Annotated in this window: 11 protein-coding genes; 6 read left to right on the top strand and 5 right to left on the bottom strand. The window is 74.4% G+C overall.

Annotated elements, in window-relative coordinates; translation table 11 throughout:
• Window positions 1–90 precede the first annotated feature (90 nt).
• Entirely contained in the window at window positions 91–2,805 is a 2,715-nt protein-coding gene (locus ACFWOG_RS31440; RefSeq protein ID WP_329948484.1) for an AAA family ATPase, read from the bottom strand.
• A 608-nt stretch (window positions 2,806–3,413) separates the two neighbouring features.
• Between ACFWOG_RS31440 and ACFWOG_RS31435 the strand changes: the two genes are divergently transcribed.
• From ACFWOG_RS31435 to ACFWOG_RS31425, 3 genes are all read left to right on the top strand, one after another.
• Window positions 3,414–4,532, top strand: a complete 1,119-nt coding sequence (locus ACFWOG_RS31435; RefSeq protein WP_329881429.1) for an agmatinase family protein — start codon at window positions 3,414–3,416, stop codon at window positions 4,530–4,532.
• Between the two features lie 42 nt (window positions 4,533–4,574).
• Window positions 4,575–6,011, top strand: a complete 1,437-nt coding sequence (locus tag ACFWOG_RS31430) for a class I adenylate-forming enzyme family protein (protein WP_355408314.1) — start codon at window positions 4,575–4,577, stop codon at window positions 6,009–6,011.
• Window positions 6,012–6,183: 172 nt separating this feature from the next.
• Window positions 6,184–7,110 (top strand): ACP S-malonyltransferase, encoded by a 927-nt coding sequence (locus ACFWOG_RS31425; RefSeq protein WP_329881431.1) that lies wholly within the window; start codon window positions 6,184–6,186, stop codon window positions 7,108–7,110.
• A gap of 92 nt (window positions 7,111–7,202) precedes the next feature.
• Here the strand turns inward: ACFWOG_RS31425 and ACFWOG_RS31420 are convergent, their stop codons facing one another.
• Window positions 7,203–7,520, bottom strand: coding sequence for a helix-turn-helix domain-containing protein (locus ACFWOG_RS31420; protein WP_329881432.1), 318 nt, complete (start codon window positions 7,518–7,520; stop codon window positions 7,203–7,205).
• A 119-nt stretch (window positions 7,521–7,639) separates the two neighbouring features.
• Between ACFWOG_RS31420 and ACFWOG_RS31415 the strand changes: the two genes are divergently transcribed.
• Window positions 7,640–7,960 carry a putative quinol monooxygenase gene (locus tag ACFWOG_RS31415; protein ID WP_329881433.1) on the top strand — a complete coding sequence of 107 codons (321 nt, stop codon included), beginning with the start codon at window positions 7,640–7,642 and terminating at the stop codon, window positions 7,958–7,960.
• Here ACFWOG_RS31415 and ACFWOG_RS31410 read toward each other — a convergent pair.
• Together ACFWOG_RS31410 and ACFWOG_RS31405 are read right to left on the bottom strand one after the other, a co-directional pair.
• Window positions 7,954–12,348: a molybdopterin-dependent oxidoreductase gene (locus tag ACFWOG_RS31410; RefSeq protein ID WP_380362401.1), complete on the bottom strand. Its 4,395-nt coding sequence runs from the start codon at window positions 12,346–12,348 to the stop codon at window positions 7,954–7,956. The genes ACFWOG_RS31415 and ACFWOG_RS31410 overlap by 7 nt on opposite strands.
• 195 nt (window positions 12,349–12,543) lie before the next feature.
• On the bottom strand, window positions 12,544–12,915 hold the full coding sequence (locus ACFWOG_RS31405) for a gamma-glutamylcyclotransferase family protein (protein WP_380362399.1): 372 nt from the start codon (window positions 12,913–12,915) through the stop codon (window positions 12,544–12,546).
• A gap of 171 nt (window positions 12,916–13,086) precedes the next feature.
• Between ACFWOG_RS31405 and ACFWOG_RS31400 the strand changes: the two genes are divergently transcribed.
• Window positions 13,087–13,638, top strand: coding sequence for an adenylate kinase (locus tag ACFWOG_RS31400; RefSeq protein ID WP_380362397.1), 552 nt, complete (start codon window positions 13,087–13,089; stop codon window positions 13,636–13,638).
• A 30-nt stretch (window positions 13,639–13,668) separates the two neighbouring features.
• On the opposite strand, the gene ACFWOG_RS31395 is transcribed toward ACFWOG_RS31400, so the two are convergent.
• Entirely contained in the window at window positions 13,669–14,670 is a 1,002-nt protein-coding gene (locus ACFWOG_RS31395; RefSeq protein WP_329881437.1) for a LacI family DNA-binding transcriptional regulator, read from the bottom strand.
• A 199-nt stretch (window positions 14,671–14,869) separates the two neighbouring features.
• Between ACFWOG_RS31395 and ACFWOG_RS31390 the strand changes: the two genes are divergently transcribed.
• Window positions 14,870–15,811, top strand: coding sequence for a nitrilase-related carbon-nitrogen hydrolase (locus ACFWOG_RS31390; protein ID WP_329881438.1), 942 nt, complete (start codon window positions 14,870–14,872; stop codon window positions 15,809–15,811).
• Window positions 15,812–15,874: the final 63 nt, after the last annotated feature.

Below are 15,874 nucleotides of genomic sequence, written 5' to 3'. Positions count from 1 at the left end.
CGACGCGGGTGCTCCGCCGGGCACCTCGCCGAGTCCGTGAGCCGGCGGGCGGGCGGGCCGCCCACCGGGCCGCCCGCCGGCCGGCGGAGCTCACGCGACGTTGCTGACCCTCGGCCCGAGTTTCGCCAGGAGGTCGGCCCGCCGGGTCACGCTGAGCTTGCGGTAGACCTTGGTCAGGTGCTGCTCGACGGTGCTCAGGGTGACCAGAAGCCGGTTGGCGATCTGCCGGTTGGTGTTGCCCTGGGCCGCCAGGACGGCGACCCTCCGCTCCGCGTCGCTGAGCGAGTTGAGGGCCTCCGTGTAGGACTCCTCGGCCTCCTCCGGCGCCGCGTCGTCGACGTCGGGGAGCAGGCGCTGGCGCAGGCCGTCGGCCTGGCAGTCGCCGGCCAGGCCGTAGGCCCGCCGGACGGTCATCCGGGCGCGGTGGAAGTCGCCGAGCGAGCGCTGGGCCTGGCTGAGGTCGGCCAGCGTGTGGGCCAGCTCCAGCAGGTCGCCGCAGCCGCGGAGCATCTCGGCGGCCTCGCGCAGCAGCGTGGGGCGCTGGGCGAGCGGGGAGACCGCGGCCAGCACGCGCAGGGCGGCCGCCTTGGTCCGGCTCGGTTCCTGGCCCAGCTGGGTCAGCTGGCTCTCGGCCAGCATGCGGGCCTGCTGCGGCCGGCCGAGGGCCAGGTGCGCGCGGGCCGCGTGGATGCGCCAGGGCGCGAGCGCCGGCAGGTCGAGGTTCCAGCGGGCCATCAGGTCCCCGCAGGTGGTGAAGTCGTCCAGGGCGGCCTCCGGCTGACCGGCCGCCAGGTAGTAGGTGCCGCGTGCCCGCAGGTAGTGCAGGCCCCAGACGGTCTCGAACATCGCGTCCGGGACCGGCTCGTCGAGGTAGCGGGCGGCTTCGGCGAGCCGGCCGCGTGCGGTGAGCGCCAGCAGCAGGGTGCCCAGCGGGCCGCCGACCGCGGTCGACCAGCTCTCGCGGCACATGGTGGCGAGCGCGGCCTCGGCGTGGCGCTGCGCGTCGGCGAGCCGGCCGGAGCGGTACGCGATGTCGGCGCGGATCGCCGTCAGGATGCCCTCCATGGACGACACGCCGCGTTCGCGGGCCTGGGTCAGCAGGCGGTCGGTCCACTGGGTCGCGGTTTCGAGCTGGTCGGCGTAGATGAGGATGGTGAGCGCCGCGACGTGCATGGTCAGGGCGTCGCCGCGGGCCGACGAGCGGGGCAGTGCCTGTTCGGCCGTGATCACCGCCGCGCTGTTCGGGCCCTTGACCAGGACGGTCTCCAGGGCCTGGGCCAGCGCCTCCTTGGTGTTGACCACGGTCTCGGCGGCGCGCTGCGGTGCCCAGGGTTCGGCCGGGTCGTCGCGGAGCAGGCCGGGGTGGGTGAACCGGGTCCATGCGGTGAGGAGCCGGATCCTGGCGCGCTCCTCCGTGTCGGCCTCCAGCGTGGCGAGGCCGTCGAGCACCTCGACCGTCTCGGCCGTGCGCCCCAGCCAGAGCAGGCAGTACGCGGTGGTGACGCGTGCGGCGACGTCGACCCGGCCGGTCCGGACGGCGTCGGTGAGCTGTCCCAGTCGGTGCCCGGCGGAGGCCGGGTCGGTACACCACTCCGCCCGGAGCAGCGCGACCTTGAACGCGACGCGCTCCGCCTCGTCGGTCGCGCCGTCGTGCGCGAGCCGCAGCAGGGCGGTGGCGAGGTCCGCGTCGCCGCTGCCGAGCAGTTCCTCCGCGGCGGCGCCGAGGACGGGGCCGGCCCAGGCCGGTGTCCGGCCGGCCGCCAGCAGGTGGCGGGCGACCGGGAGCGGCGCCGCCCCTCCCTCGTACTGGATCCGGGCCGCCCTCAGGTGGAGGTCGGTCAGGGCTTCGGGCGGCAGCTGGTCGAGCACCGCCTGGCGGGCCTGCGGGTGCGGGAGCCGGCCGTCGCTGATCAGGCCCGCGTTCTCCAGGCCGGACAGTTCCCGCCGGGCCGCCGCGGTGTCGACCTCGGCCAGCCGGGCGAGGGTGAGCAGGCCGGCCGGCGGGCGGCCGTCCAGCAGGGCGGCGGCGGCGAGGACGCGCCGCGTCGCCGGTTCGCAGCGTTCGACGTACCTGCGGGCCGCGGCGGTGTAGGCGCGGCCGGGGACGACCTGCCCGTCCCGGTCCAGGCCGGGCCCGCCGGCGCTGCGGAGGTCCGCGATCAGCGTCCGGGCCAGCAGCGGGTTCCCCCCGGACGCCCGGGTACAGGCGTCGACGAGCGGGTCGGCCGGGTGGGTCCCGAAGGCCTCGGCGAGCAGTTCGCCGACGCCGTGCCGGGAGAGCGGCGGGATCTCGATGTGGTTGTCGGCCGCCAGCACCATCAGCTCGGCGTACAGCTGCGGATCGGTCGGCTCCGTCAGGTCGCGGCCGCTGACCACCACGAGGACCCGCGCGTTGCGGATGCGCCGGACCAGGTAGAGCAGGCAGTGCAGGGAGAGGGGATCGACGTGGTGCAGGTCGTCGACGGCGACGACCAGCGGCGCCCGCTCGCTGTTGGCCAGCAGCGCCGCGGACGCGTTGTGCACCTCGCGGATCAGTCCGGCCCGGTCGGTGTGGTCGGTCGGGGACGGGAAGCCGTGGCAGAACTGGTTGACCAGGCTCAGCGGCAGCTCCCGCTCGGTCCGGGAGCCGGTGGCCCACAGGACGTGGAACCCCGCCGCTTCGGCGTGCTCCGTGAACGCGCGCAGCAGCGTGGTCTTCCCGCTGGCCATGGGGCCGACGACTGACAGCAGCCGGCCGTTTCCGGCTCGGCAATCCTCCAGCGCGGCCGTGAAACCGGCGAGCTGCTCCTGACGTTCGACAAACACCTGCGTGGTCCTCCCCGAGGGCACATCCATTGGTCCGGCGATCCGCCGATGCCCGCGGCTCTCCGCCGCACCCGAGAAAGACGGCGCGACATTCGGCCGAATGAACGTGGCATCGATATGTTTCGCCGCTATCACCGTAAAAAATGCATTTGATCTCTTCGTGCGACGGCCTCAGTATGCCCCTCGGAAGGTGATCCCCCATTGAATCGATGGAGTACGCGATGTGAACAAAAAATCATGTGCCCGAAAGGGCATCAGATGTTTGGGCCTGCCCCGCACGGGAGTTGCGGTGCTCACGGGGTCGGTCGCGCCGCCTCCGCAGGCGCGCCACCACCTCCGACGCTCCCTGGACGAACCGCGGACCACCGCTCCGCGGGGCCCCTGATCGCCGCGGCCGCGCCTCCGGCGCAAATCGGGGCATCTCCTGCCCCTTCGGGCCTTGCGGGCGAATCGACCCCCTGCAGCCCTCCGCCCGATAGGGGATCCGCTGGGGTTGGCCCGCTAAACACCGCTCAATAGCCTTCCGTCGGCGTTGGGAAGCCGCCGCGAGCGTGTTGACGATATCGCCGTAAAGCCAATTGACGGTCAGGCCACGGTAAGGAATCAGCGTGACGGAAAACGATGCCGAAGACTCCTGGCGCATTCCGATCGACCGGTCGCAGGCTCCCTCCCGCGCACCCGGCCCGATCGACCTCCGGCGCAACTTCCTCCAGCCGGCCTACACCGGCATCCCCACCTTCATGGGGGTCCCGGTCTGCCTCGACCAGGAGGACCTGCGCGCCGGCGGCGTCGACGTCGCCGTGTTCGGCGTCCCGCTGGACTCCTCGTCCGGCCACCGCGGTGCCGCCTACGGCCCGCGCGCACTGCGCTCCGACGAGCGCTACCTCTTCAACACCCCCGAGCTCCTGGTCAACGCCAGCACCCGGGTGAGCCCGTTCAACCTCCTCAAGGTGGTCGACTACGGGGACGCGGCGATCGACATCTTCAGTGTCGAGAAGTCGCTGCCGTCGATCGCCGCGACGGTCCGCGAGGTCGCGGACGTCGGGGCCGTGCCGGTCATCCTGGGCGGCGACCACTCGCTCATGATCGCCAGCGTCGGCGCGCTCGCCGACCTGTACGGACCGGACAAGATCGGCGTGGTGCACTTCGACGCCCACCCCGACTGCCACGAGCACATCTTCGGCCACCGCGTCACCCACGGCACCCCGCTCCGGCGCCTGATCGACGAGAAGCGGATCCCCGGCAAGAACTTCGTGCAGATCGGCCTGCGCACGCCGACCGGCCCGGACGACGCGCTGTTCAACTGGATGCGCCGCAACGGCATGCGAACCCACTTCATGGTCGAGATCGAGCGGCTGGGCTTCAACGCGGTGCTCGACAAGGTCATCGAAGAGGTGCACGACGGACCGGAGTTCATCTACCTGTCGCTCGACATCGACGTCCTCGACCCCGCCTACGCGCCCGGCACCGGCACGCCGGAGCCCGGTGGACTGACCCCGCGTGAGCTGTTCCCGGCCTTCCGGCGGCTGTGCGCGGAGACCAACGTCATCGGGATGGACGTCGTCGAGATCGCGCCGCACCTCGACCCCGGCTACTCCACCACCATGAACGCCCGCCGGGCCATCTTCGAGGGCCTGACCGGCCTGGCGATGAAGAAGGCCGGGATGACCAGCGCCGACTACGTCAATCCGATCGCGTCGGGCCAGCTGAAGTTCCCGCTGATCTGACCCCGCCTGCATCCGACACCCGCGGAAGGACGGCATCCGCCGATGACCGCCACTGTGTTCGCACCCGACTCCGCCCAGTCCCTGACCGACGTGGAGCGATCGGCCGTCGGCGTCGCCGCGGTCCTGGCCGACCTCGGCGTCCGGCCGGGAACCCGCGTGCTGTTCAAGGCGGACAACTCGGCCGCCTGGATCACCGTGCTGCTCGGCCTCGCCCACGCCGGCGCCTCGATCGTGCTCCTCGACCACCAGGACACCGCCGAGGAGACCACCCGCATCCACCGGCTGACCCGGGCCTCGCTGACCGTCGTGGACGGCAGCGCGCTGCCGCCCGCCGGGGACCGGACCGTCCTCGTCCAGGACCTGCTGGCCGCCGCCGGGTCCCGGCCGCCCGCCGAGCTGGACGGCCCGCTCGACCTCGACCTCTGGCGCGGGCTGCCGGACGGGCTGATCATGTGGTCCTCCGGGTCGACCGGCGTCCCGAAGGGCGTGGTGAAGACCGGCGCGCGGTTCCTGCGGAACCTGGAGCGCAACGCCGCCCAGATCGGCCACCGCCCGGACGACGTCCTGCTGCCGCTGCTGCCGTTCTCCCACCAGTACGGGCTCTCCATGGTGTTCATCGCCTGGCTGGTCCGCTGCTCCCTGGTGGTCGCCCCGTACCGCCGGGTCGACCAGGCGGTCGCCATGGCCGGCCGGACCGGCGCCACCGTGCTCGACGCGACGCCGGCCACCTACCGCAGCATCTGGAACATCGTCAGCCGGCGCCCCGACCCGACGGCCGACCTGCGCGGCGTGCGGCTGTTCTGCAGCGGCGCGGCCCCGCTGGACCCCACCCTGGTCGACCGGTACGTCGACCTGTGCGGCAAGCCCTTGCTGGACAGCTACGGCAGCACCGAGCTGGGCAACGTCGCCTTCGCGACCGCGGACAACCCCGTGGCCACCGGCCGGCCCGTCGTCGGCATGGGCGTGCGGATCGTCGACGACGCGGGCGCGGTGCTCGGCCCGTTCGAGGCGGGCGAGATCGAGGTCGACTCGCCGGAGCTCATGGAGGGCTACCTCGGCCCGGACGGCGACCTCGCCCCGGTCGCCCGCGGCTGGCGGCGCACCGGCGACTTCGGGCGCCTGGACGAGCACGGCAACCTGTCCGTCCTCGGTCGCAAGCTGGCCGTGCACCGGATGGGCTACACGCTCTACCCCGAGCGGATCGAGGCGCGGATCGCCGAGGCGGGCTGCTCGGCCAAGGTGATCGCGGTCCCGGACGAACGGCGCGGGAGCTCCCTGGTGTTCTTCGTCGAGGACGAGACCGGCGCGGACGCCGCGCACTGGCGGGAGCGGATCTGCGCGGTCCTGCCGGCCTACGAGCAGCCCAACCGGGTCGTCGTCCTGGACCGGCTGCCGCTCAACCGCAACGGGAAGCCCGACCGGAAGGCGCTGGAGAGGCTGGCCGCCCCGCCCGCCGCCCAGAAGCCGGTCCACTCGTGAGCCGCGGCCCGCACGCCGCCCCGGAGGGCGCGGCACCGACCGGCGGCGCGCCGCTCGGCGGTGCTCCCTCCGGCGGCGCCGCGCGGGCGTCGGACCGGTTCCCCCTCCCCCGCACCGCAGTCGACCGCTCCCGCTCCGCCCCGCGGGGCGGGGCACCCACGGAGGCCTCCCGATGACCGCCGCGATCGTCTTCCCGGCCCTCTCCCCGGTCCGCCGCGAGGAGCTCGGCACGTTCCTGATGATCCATCCGCTCGCGCGCCGGCGACTCGCCGAGGCCGACGAGGCGCTCGGCTACCGCCTCGCCGACGCGCTGGCCGACGCACCGGCCGACGACGACTACGCCGAACCGGTCCAGGTGGCGGTGCTCGTCGCGTGCCTGGCCCTGGCGGAGTGGGCGGAGCAGCGGCTCGGCGCCGCACCCGAGTACTGCGCCGGCCCGAGCTTCGGGGAGCGGACCGCCCTGGCCTACACGGGCGCGCTGCCGTTCGCCGACACCGTCCGGCTGGTCGACGAGATCGCCCGGGTCGAGCGCGAGTACTTCGCCACCGAGCACCGCGACATCGTCACCCACTCGTTCGTCCGGGTGCCCGAGGAGCGGCTCGACCCGCTGCTGGGCGGCCTGGAGTGGCACGACGTCTCCGGCCGGATGGACACCGACTTCCACATGGTGTCGCTGCGCGAGGCGGAACTGGCCGCCTTCAAGTCGGCGATCAGCGAAGCCGGCGGCTACTCGCTCTACACGATGCGCCCGCCCGCCCACACGTCCCTGTTCACCGGGGTCCGGGCCCGGATGGAGGAGGTGTACGCGCGGTACACCCTGGCGGCGCCCAGGATCCCGATCGTCTCCTACTACGACGGGGCCGTCCTGACCGGGCCCGCGGAGCTGCGGACCGCGCTGCTCGACGGGTTCGTCAGCCCGATCCGCTGGGTGGACACCGCGCGGTCGCTGCGCGAACTGGGCGTCGACCGGCTCTGGATCACCGGCCCGGACGCGATGCTCTCCCGGCTGCGCACCACCGCGAAGAACTTCGACGTCGAACTCTGCGACCTGCGACGGGTCATGGTCCGCCCCCGCCGGCGCGCCACGGCGTCCCGCTGACCCGGCCGCGCCTCGTGTGAGCCCCGGGCGCGGGCCCGGCGTGAGCGTACGTCACGCGCGCCGGCCCGGACGGGACTTCCCCGCGCCCGCGCTCACCCCTCCGGCTCGGCCGCCACGATGCCCAGCAGCCCGGGGAAGCGCTGCTCGATGTCGGCCCGGCGCAGGCAGGCCATCCGGCTGTTGCCCCGGTCGACCTGCCGGATCAGCCCGGCCTCGCGCAGGGCGCGGAAGTGGTACGTGACGGTCGCCTTCGAGACCGGCAGCGCGAACGAGCTGCACGTCCGCGCGGCGCCGTCGGGTCCGGTGGCCAGCTCGCGCACCACGCGGCGGCGCAGCGGATCCGCCAGTGCGGAGAGCACGGGGCCGAGCTCGATCTCCTCGACGCTCGGGTGGCCTTCGTCGTCGGGCATCCGGGACACCTCCCTCCAGGTATGGATTGCATCGTACCTGCGGGTCGGCTAGCGTCGCCCAGGTACGAGATTTCCTGTACCTATGCCTGTCCCAGGACCTCCCGGAGGGGGAACCCCGCATGTCCCAGCCGTTCACGCTCGTCGGCACCGCCCGCCCCAGGCCCGAACGCGCCGAGGAGCTGAAGGAGCTCCTGCTCTCGTTCGTCGAACCCACCCGGCAGGAGTCCGGCTGCCTGGAGTACCACTTCCACGAGGACCGCCAGGAGCCCGGCGTCTTCGTCTTCTACGAGGCCTGGCGCTCCGAGGCCGACCTCGACGCCCACCTCGCCCTGCCCCACATGCGGGCCTTCTGGGAGCGGCGGATGGACTACCTGGAGACCGACCTCGACATCCGCTTCCTCACCATGCACAGCCCCTACCGGCCGAGCGGAGATCAGTAGACGTCCCGGACGTAGCGCTTGTCGCCCGCCAGCTGCCGGACGTACCCGGCGGCCGACTCCTCGTCCATCCCGCCGTGGGCGGCGACGATCTCCCGCAACGCCCGGTCGACGTCCTTGGCCATCCGGCCGGCGTCGCCGCAGACGTAGACGTGGGCACCGTCCTGGAGCCACCGCCACAGGCGCGGCCCGTGCTCGCGCATCCGGTCCTGGACGTAGACCTTGTTGCGCTGGTCGCGCGAGAAGGCGACGTCGAGGCGGTCCAGGTGACCGGAGGCGCGGAACGCCTCCAGCTCCTCCCGGTAGTAGAAGTCGGTGGCTTCGCACTGCTCGCCGAAGAACAGCCAGTTCGCGCCGGTGTGGCCACGGGCCCGCCGATCCTCCAGGAATCCGACGAACGGCGCGACGCCGGTGCCGGGACCCACCATGATCATCGGCGTCGTGGAGGAGACCGGCGGGCGGAAGTGCGGGGAGCGCTGGACGAACACCTGCACCGGGCCGTCGTCGGCGCAGTCGGCGAGGTAGGTCGAGCAGACGCCGTTGCGGTCGCGGCCGAGGTCGTTGGTGTAGCGGACCACGGACACCGTGAGGCGCACCTCGCCGGGGTGCGCCAGCGGGCTGGAGGAGACGGAGTACAGCCGGGGCTGGAGCCGCCGGAGCACGCCGGCCCACTCGGCGGCGCTCGCCCGGACCGGGAAGGCCGCGACCACGTCGGCGGCCTGCCGGCCCCAGCTCCACCGCGCCAGCTCGCCCTTGTTGTCCGGCCGCAGCAGCCGCTTGAGGTCGCGGTCGCCGGTGCGCTCGGCGACGAAGCCGAGCAGGTCCGGGGTGATGCGGGTGATGTCGAGCCGGGTCCGCAGGGCCTCGCCGAGGGGGAGGTCGCCGACCCCGGGCAGGGTCACGCCCCGCTCCGCGTCGAGGCCCGTCAGCGCGAGCCACTCCGCGACCAGCCCGGACCCGTTGGCCGGCCACACCCCGAGGGCGTCACCGGCCTCGTAGGCGAGCCTGCCGCCGTGGGTGTCGAACGCGAACTGCCGCACCTCCTTCTGCGCCCCGGGCAGGCTCAGCACCCGGTTGCCGATCAGGAGGGTGGTGAAGGGGGACGCCTTCGAGGAGGCGGCCGGCGCGGCGGCCCGGTCCGTGGAGAGCAGGGCGGCGGACGCGGCTGCGGGCGGTACGGCGGGGGCCGTCGCGGCGGCGGGCGCGGGAGGCTCCGGTGCGCCGCCCGCCGTGACGGACGGCCCGGGGGCGGGCGGCCCGGCGGGGGCCGGCCGGCCGCCCGCGTCGGCGACGGAGCCGGGAAGGGGGCCGACGGGGGGAGCGGCGGGGGGAGCGGCGAGCACGCCGGTGACCTGCTCCAGCCACGTCCCGGCGGCCTCGTCGTCGTCCGCCTCGCAGTCGGTCCGCGGGTGCAGGCGGGTGGCGCCGAGCTCCGCGAGCCGTTCGTCGAGGCGCCGCCCGTGGCCGCAGAAGTCGTCGTAGCTGGAGTCGCCGAAGGCGAGGACGGAGTACCGCACGCCGTCCAGCCGGGGCGCGCCGCCGTCGGCCAGCGCCTGCCAGAAGTCGGCGCCGTTGTCGGGTGCGTCACCGTCGCCGAAGGTGCTGGTGACGATGAGCAGGTCGGTGCCCGCGGTGAGCCGTCCGGGCGTGGTGTCGGCCATGGCGAGCAGGGCCGGGGGGCGGCCCGCCTCGGCCAGCCGGGCGGCGGCCCCGGCGGCGAACTCCTCGGCGGTGCCGGTCTGCGAGGCCCACAGGACGAGCAGTTCCCGGGCGCGGACGGGTTCGGGGGCGGCGCCGGCCGGCCCGCGGAGCGGGGCGGCGGGGGCGGGCGCGGCGGGAGTCGCCGTCCGGGAGAACGCCCCGGCCAGCAGGCCGTCCACCCACCGCGCCGTCTCCGGGGCGAACGGCGCGTCGGCCGGCAGCACCGGCACGCCGCCGGGCGGCGCCAGCGCGACCCCGGCGAGGAAGCCGGACAGGTAGCGGCGCTCCGGTTCGGTGAGCACCGGCGGCGCGAGGTGCTCGATGCCGAGCAGCGCGGCCAGGGCGGGCAGGGCACCGGCCCTGTCCCCCTCCACCGCCGCCCCCGGCCCCGCGTCGACGCCCGGGACGGCGCCGACACCCGGCGGCGGGGCGGCCGGGGCCTGCGGCGGGACGGCGGGCCCCGACACCGCCGTCCCCGGAACGGAGTCCGCGGGCACCGGGGCCGGCACCACCCGCAGCGCCACGGCACAGGCCTTGAACTCGGGCTGGAAGGAGACCGGGTCGACGGCGTCGTTGGTGACGGCGTTGATGCCGAGGTACTCGCCGAAGAGGTCGTTCCAGTGGAACGGCGCGAAGCAGTTGCCGGGGCGGACCCGGTCGGTGACGACGGCGGGCAGGACGGCGCGGCCCCGCCGGGAGGCGACCTCGACGTGGTCCCCCTCCTCCGCGCCCATCGCGGCGGCGTCCTCCGGGTGGAGCTCGACGAAGGGACCGGGGTTCAGCCGGTTGAGCTTGCCGACCCTTCCGGTCTTGGTGAGGGTGTGCCACTGGTGCTGGAGGCGGCCGGTGTTGAGGACGAACGGGTAGTCGTCGTCGGGGAGTTCGGCGGCGGGCAGGTGCGGGCGGCCGAAGAACCGGGCCCGGCCGTCGGCGGTGGGGAACGCCAACCGGGGGCGGGTGCCGTCCGCCCGCTCCAGCAGGGTCTGGCTGACGCCGTCGTTGAGGTAGCGGATCGGGTTGCGGTCGCTGCCGTCCGGGGACGGCGCCGGCCACTGCACCGGGGTCTCGCGCAGCCGCCGGTAGTCGACGCCGCGCAGGTCCCAGCCGGTCGCCGGGTTCCAGGCCCGCTTGAGCTCCTCGAAGACCTCCTCGGCGCTCGCGTAGGTGAAGGCGTCGGCGAAGCCCATCTCGCAGGCCACCCGGGCGATCAGCTGCCAGTCGGGCAGTGCCTGCCCGGGCGGGTCGACGACGCCCTGGACGAGGGTGAGGTTCCGCTCCGAGTTGATCATGACGCCGTCGGACTCGGCCCACAGCGTGGCGGGCAGCACCACGTCCGCGTACGCGTTGGTCTCGGTCTCCGTGAACACGTCCTGGGTGATGACCAGTTCCGCGGCCTCCAGGGCGGCGATGACGGTCTTGCGGTTGGCGACGGAGGCCACCGGATTGGTGCAGATGATCCAGCACGCCTTGACGTCACCGGCGGCCATCTGCTCGAACATCTCGACCGTGCCGCGCCCGACGTCGGTGCGCAGGGTGCCCGCCCCGATCCCCCACAGGTCCTCGACGAAGGCCCGCTCGGCGTCCACGAGAACCGATCGCTGGCCGGGCAGGCCCGGGCCCATGTACCCCATCTCCCGGCCGCCCATCGCGTTGGGCTGGCCGGTCAGCGAGAACGGGCCGCTGCCGGGGCGGCAGATCGCACCGGTCGCCAGGTGCAGGTTGACCAGGGCGTTGGTGTTCCAGGTGCCGTGGGTGGACTGGTTGAGGCCCATCGTCCAGCAGCTCGTCCACTCCCCCGCCGCACCGATCCACTGCGCGGCCTGCCGGATGTCGGCCTCCGGTATCCCGGTGATCTCGGCGACCCTCGCCGGCGGGTAGTCCGCCAGGAAGGCGGGCATCGCCTCCCAGCCGTCGGTGAACTCCGCGATGAACGCCTCGTCGGTGTGGCCGTTCGCCACCAGCAGGTGCAGCAGTCCGTTCAGCAGGGCGAGGTCGGTCCCCGGCCGGATCTGCAGGAACAGGTCGGCCTTGTCGGCGGTGGCGTTGCGCCGCGGGTCGACGACGACGAGCTTCGCCCCGGCCGACCTGATCCGGTCCATCATCCGCAGGAACAGGATCGGGTGGCAGTCGGCCATGTTCGAGCCGATGACGAGGAACACGTCCGCGTGGTCGAAGTCCTGGTACGAGCCGGGCGGGCCGTCCGCGCCGAGCGACAGCTTGTAGCCGGTGCCGGCCGAGGCCATGCAGAGCCGGGAGTTCGACTCGATCCGGTGGGTCCGCACGAACCCCTTGGCGAGCTTGTTCGCCAGGTACTGCGCCTCCAGGGACATCTGCCCGGAGACGTAGAAGGCGAGCGCGTCGGGGCCGTGCCGGTCCAGGATCGCCCGCAGGCGTCCGGCCACCGCCGTGATCGCCTCGTCGACGTCCGCCTCGGCCGGCTCGGCGCCGCGCTCGGCACGGACCAGGGCCCTGGTGGCCCGCCCGGAGGCGGCCATCAGCTCGGCGCCGGTCGCGCCCTTCGTGCAGAGCCGCCCGCGGTTCGCCGGGTGCTTCCGGTCCCCGACCGCCTTCACGACGGTGCGCCGGCCGCTGACGGCGTCCCGGCCGATGTCGAGCACGATGCCGCAGCCGACGCCGCAGTACGAGCAGACCGTCCGCACGCTGTCCGCCTTCGAACCTGGCGTCGTCACCGAGACTCCCTCCCGAAGGACCAAGCGGTGGGAAACTCCCACGATCGTGACCCTAGGAAGGCCGCATTACCGCCTTGTCACGGCCCGTGGATCGGGGAGTTAACCGGATCGCACACGTGCTCCGGGCCGCCGTGAGCGCAGCGGCGGCCGGTTCGCGCCCCGTCCGGGGCGACACCCTCGGCGTGCGGTCCCCGCTCAGGGGGCCGTGACGTCCCGGGGGCCGGCGTCGAGGTAGGCCCAGGCCCTGGTGCCGGACCGCAGGACGACCTCGGTCCTGGCGTAGTCGTCGACCTCGTAGTCGTCCGCCGCGGCGAGCTCGGCGTCGGTGAGGGCGAAGACGCTGCCCTCCACCGCGTCGCCGCCCTCGGCGGAGGCCACCACCAGGGGGTGGCGGTCGGTGCCGCTGGCCGCGATCACCTCCGGGTCCGTGATCGCGATGGAGGTCAGGCGGAAGCCCGGCAGCGCGTCCGGCCGCCCGTCGAGGCGCCGGCCGAACCGGGCGAGCTGGACCCCGGGGAGCTGGAGCGTCCCGTAGGAGAACAGGTGGTGGACCGTCTGATCGGTCATCGAGAGAACCCCTCCGCGGACTCGGTTGCGCACGCCGGCCCCAACCTATCGAACGCGATTCGCACGGTGCAGCACCGTGACGCGAATCCTGCCCTTCGGGGCGCTCCGCCGACCAGGCCGCCGGGCCCGGCAGCGTACGGGGTCCGCGCTCCACGGACTAGGGTGACGGCCGTGGAGCGGGTACTGGTCGCGGGCATCCCGGGTGCGGGCAAGACGACGGCGGCGGGGCGGCTGGCCGCGCGGCTCGGCCTGCCGCAGTACGAACTGGACGCCCTGCACCACGGGCCGAACTGGACCCCGCGGCCCGCGTTCCGCTCCGACGTCGAGACGTTCGCGCACACCGCCCGCTGGGTCACCGAGGACCAGTACACCGGGCTGCTCGGGGATCTGCTGACCACCCGGGCCGACACCTACGTCTGGCTCGACCTGCCCCGGTACACCGTCATGCACCGCGTCCTGCGCCGCTCGCTCGCCCGTGCGCTCACCCGCCGCGAGCTGTGGAACGGCAACCGGGAGCACTTCCGGGAGTGGCGCGACCCGGAGCACCCGATCCGCCGGGCCTGGAGCCACCACTCCGCGTACCGCCGACGGACCCTGGACCGCCTCGCCGCCCACCCCGGGCTGACGCTGGTCCACCTCACCTCGGCCCGGGCCGCCCGCGCCTGGCTGCGCACGGTCCCCCGGCCGCTCCCCGCCCGCCCCGGCACCACGACGGAGCGGTAGGTCCGGTCGGTGCCGGCTGGGGGCGGCCGGTCAGCCGTGGCCGGCGGTGGACGCCCGGACGCGCAGTGCCCAGTCGTGCCGGCGCACCACGCCGGGGACCGCCGCTCCCGCCAGCAGATCGCTCAGCAGCTCCGCGCACGCGCGTCCGTACTGCGCCGCGCGCAGGTCCACCGCCGTCACCTGCGGGCTCGCCCCCCGCGCCGCGGGGCCGTCGACGCACGCGGCCACCAGCAGGTCCGCGCCGACCCGCAGGCCCGCCCGGGCCGCGGCCGTCAGCACGCCGGGCACCGCGCCGTCGGGGGCGCACACCACCGCGTCCAGGCCCGGGGTGCCGGCGAGCAGTTCCGCGGTGGCGGCCTCCGCCTCGGCGGGCGTGGCCGCGAACGGGACCGTCCGCACCGTGACCTCGACGCCCTGCTGCCGGGTCCAGTCGGCGGCGGCGGCCCGCAGCGCGGCGGCCCAGTCGGACCCCGGGCCGGGGGCCAGCAGCGCCGGGCGGCGTGCTCCGCGCGCCGCGAGGTGGTCGAGCAGCGAGGCGAGCGAGGCGGCGTTGTCGCACACCACCGCGCCGCTGGGGGCGACGCCGCCGCCCAGGTAGCGCTCCCCCGTCACCACCGGCACGCCGGAGCCCAGCAGGTACGGGACCTCCGGGTCGTCGACCTCGGGGTCGATCACCAGCAGGCCGTCCACCCGCGCGGCGAGTCCGCCGCCGGACGCCGTCCCCGGGGCCAGCAGGACGAGGTCCAGTCCGTCCTCCCTGGCCCGCTCGACCGCGCCGAACGCCAGGTTCATGTAGTACTCCAGGCGCGTCGCCGTCCGCGGCAGGTGCAGGCCGATCGCCCCGGTGCTGGAGCGGCGGAGGCTGCGAGCGGCCGAGTTGGGGCGGTAGCCGAGCTCGCGGGCCGCCGCCCGGACGCGTTCACGGGTGGCCTCCGCGACCCTGCCGGAGCCCTGCAGCGCGTCGGAGGCCGTGCTCTTGGACACCCCGGCCGCCCGGGCCACGTCGAACAGGGTCACAGGTTGGCTGGTCACAGCCCGGAAGTCTAGACACCGCCCCGGGGCGCGCTCCCCACCTCGGGCCCGCCCTCGATCCCGTTCGCCGGCCGGGGCACGGCGGGCGGTCTCCGGCGCGTATTGCCGGAACGTTCCGGCATGGCTACTCTTCCCCGTGCCGGAACGTTCCGGCACGGCGGCGACGAGGCCGCCGGCCCAGCCACCCCCGGGAACCGCCATGCGTCTGATCACCGCCCTGAACCCGCCGGCCTCCCCGGCCCGCACCCGCGCCCCGCAGCGCGCCGCCCTGCGGGTGGCCGTCGTCCAGCAGCGCTGGCACCAGGACCCGGAACAGCACCGCGCCGGTCTGCTGGAGGGCATCCGCCTGGCCGCCGAGCAGGGCGCGAGCCTGGTCGCGCTCCAGGAGCTGACGCTCTCCCCGTACTTCGCCGTCCTGCGCCAGGCGGACCACCCGCAGGCCGTCGAGCCCGAGGACCTGCTGACCGGTCCGACCTTCGCCTTCGCCGCGGCCGCGGCCCGCGAGCACGGCCTGCACGTCCACGCCTCGCTGTTCGAGAAGGCCGACGGCCCGGAGGGCCCCGACGGCCTCGGCTACAACACCGCGATCCTGGTGGCACCCGACGGCACCCTGGTGCAGCGCACCCGCAAGCTCCACATCCCCGTGACCGAGGGCTACTACGAGGACACCTGGTTCCGCCAGGGCCCCGCCGGCGACGACGCGTTCCCGCTGGCCGAGGTCGGCGGCGCCGCCGTGGGCATGCCCACCTGCTGGGACCAGTGGTTCCCCGAGCTCGCCCGCGCCTACTCCCTCGCCGGCGCCGACGCCCTCATCTACCCCACCGCCATCGGCTCCGAGCCCGGCCACCCCGGCTTCGACACCCAGCCGCTGTGGCAGAAGGTCATCACCGGCAACGCCATCGCCAACGCCACGTTCATGATCGTCCCCAACCGCACCGGCGTCGAGGGCGAGCTCACCTTCTACGGCAGCTCCTTCATCGTGGACCCCTACGGCCGCGTTCTCGCGCAGGCCCCGCGCGACGAGGCCGCCGTCCTGGTCGCCGACCTCGACCTCGACCAGCGCCACGACTGGCTCGAACTCTTCCCGTTCAACTCCACCCGCCGCCCGGACGCCTACGCGCCGCTGACCGCCCGGGGCTGACGCGCGGGAGCGCCGGATGCCGGTGCCCCCGACTGCGGGGGCCCCGGCACCGACGGCACCGTC

Origin of the sequence: Kitasatospora sp. NPDC058406 (genome assembly GCF_042722765.1) — a bacterium.
In the GTDB taxonomy this organism is placed as follows: Bacteria; Actinomycetota; Actinomycetes; order Streptomycetales; family Streptomycetaceae; genus Kitasatospora.
This window is presented reverse-complemented; position numbering and strand designations above follow the sequence as displayed.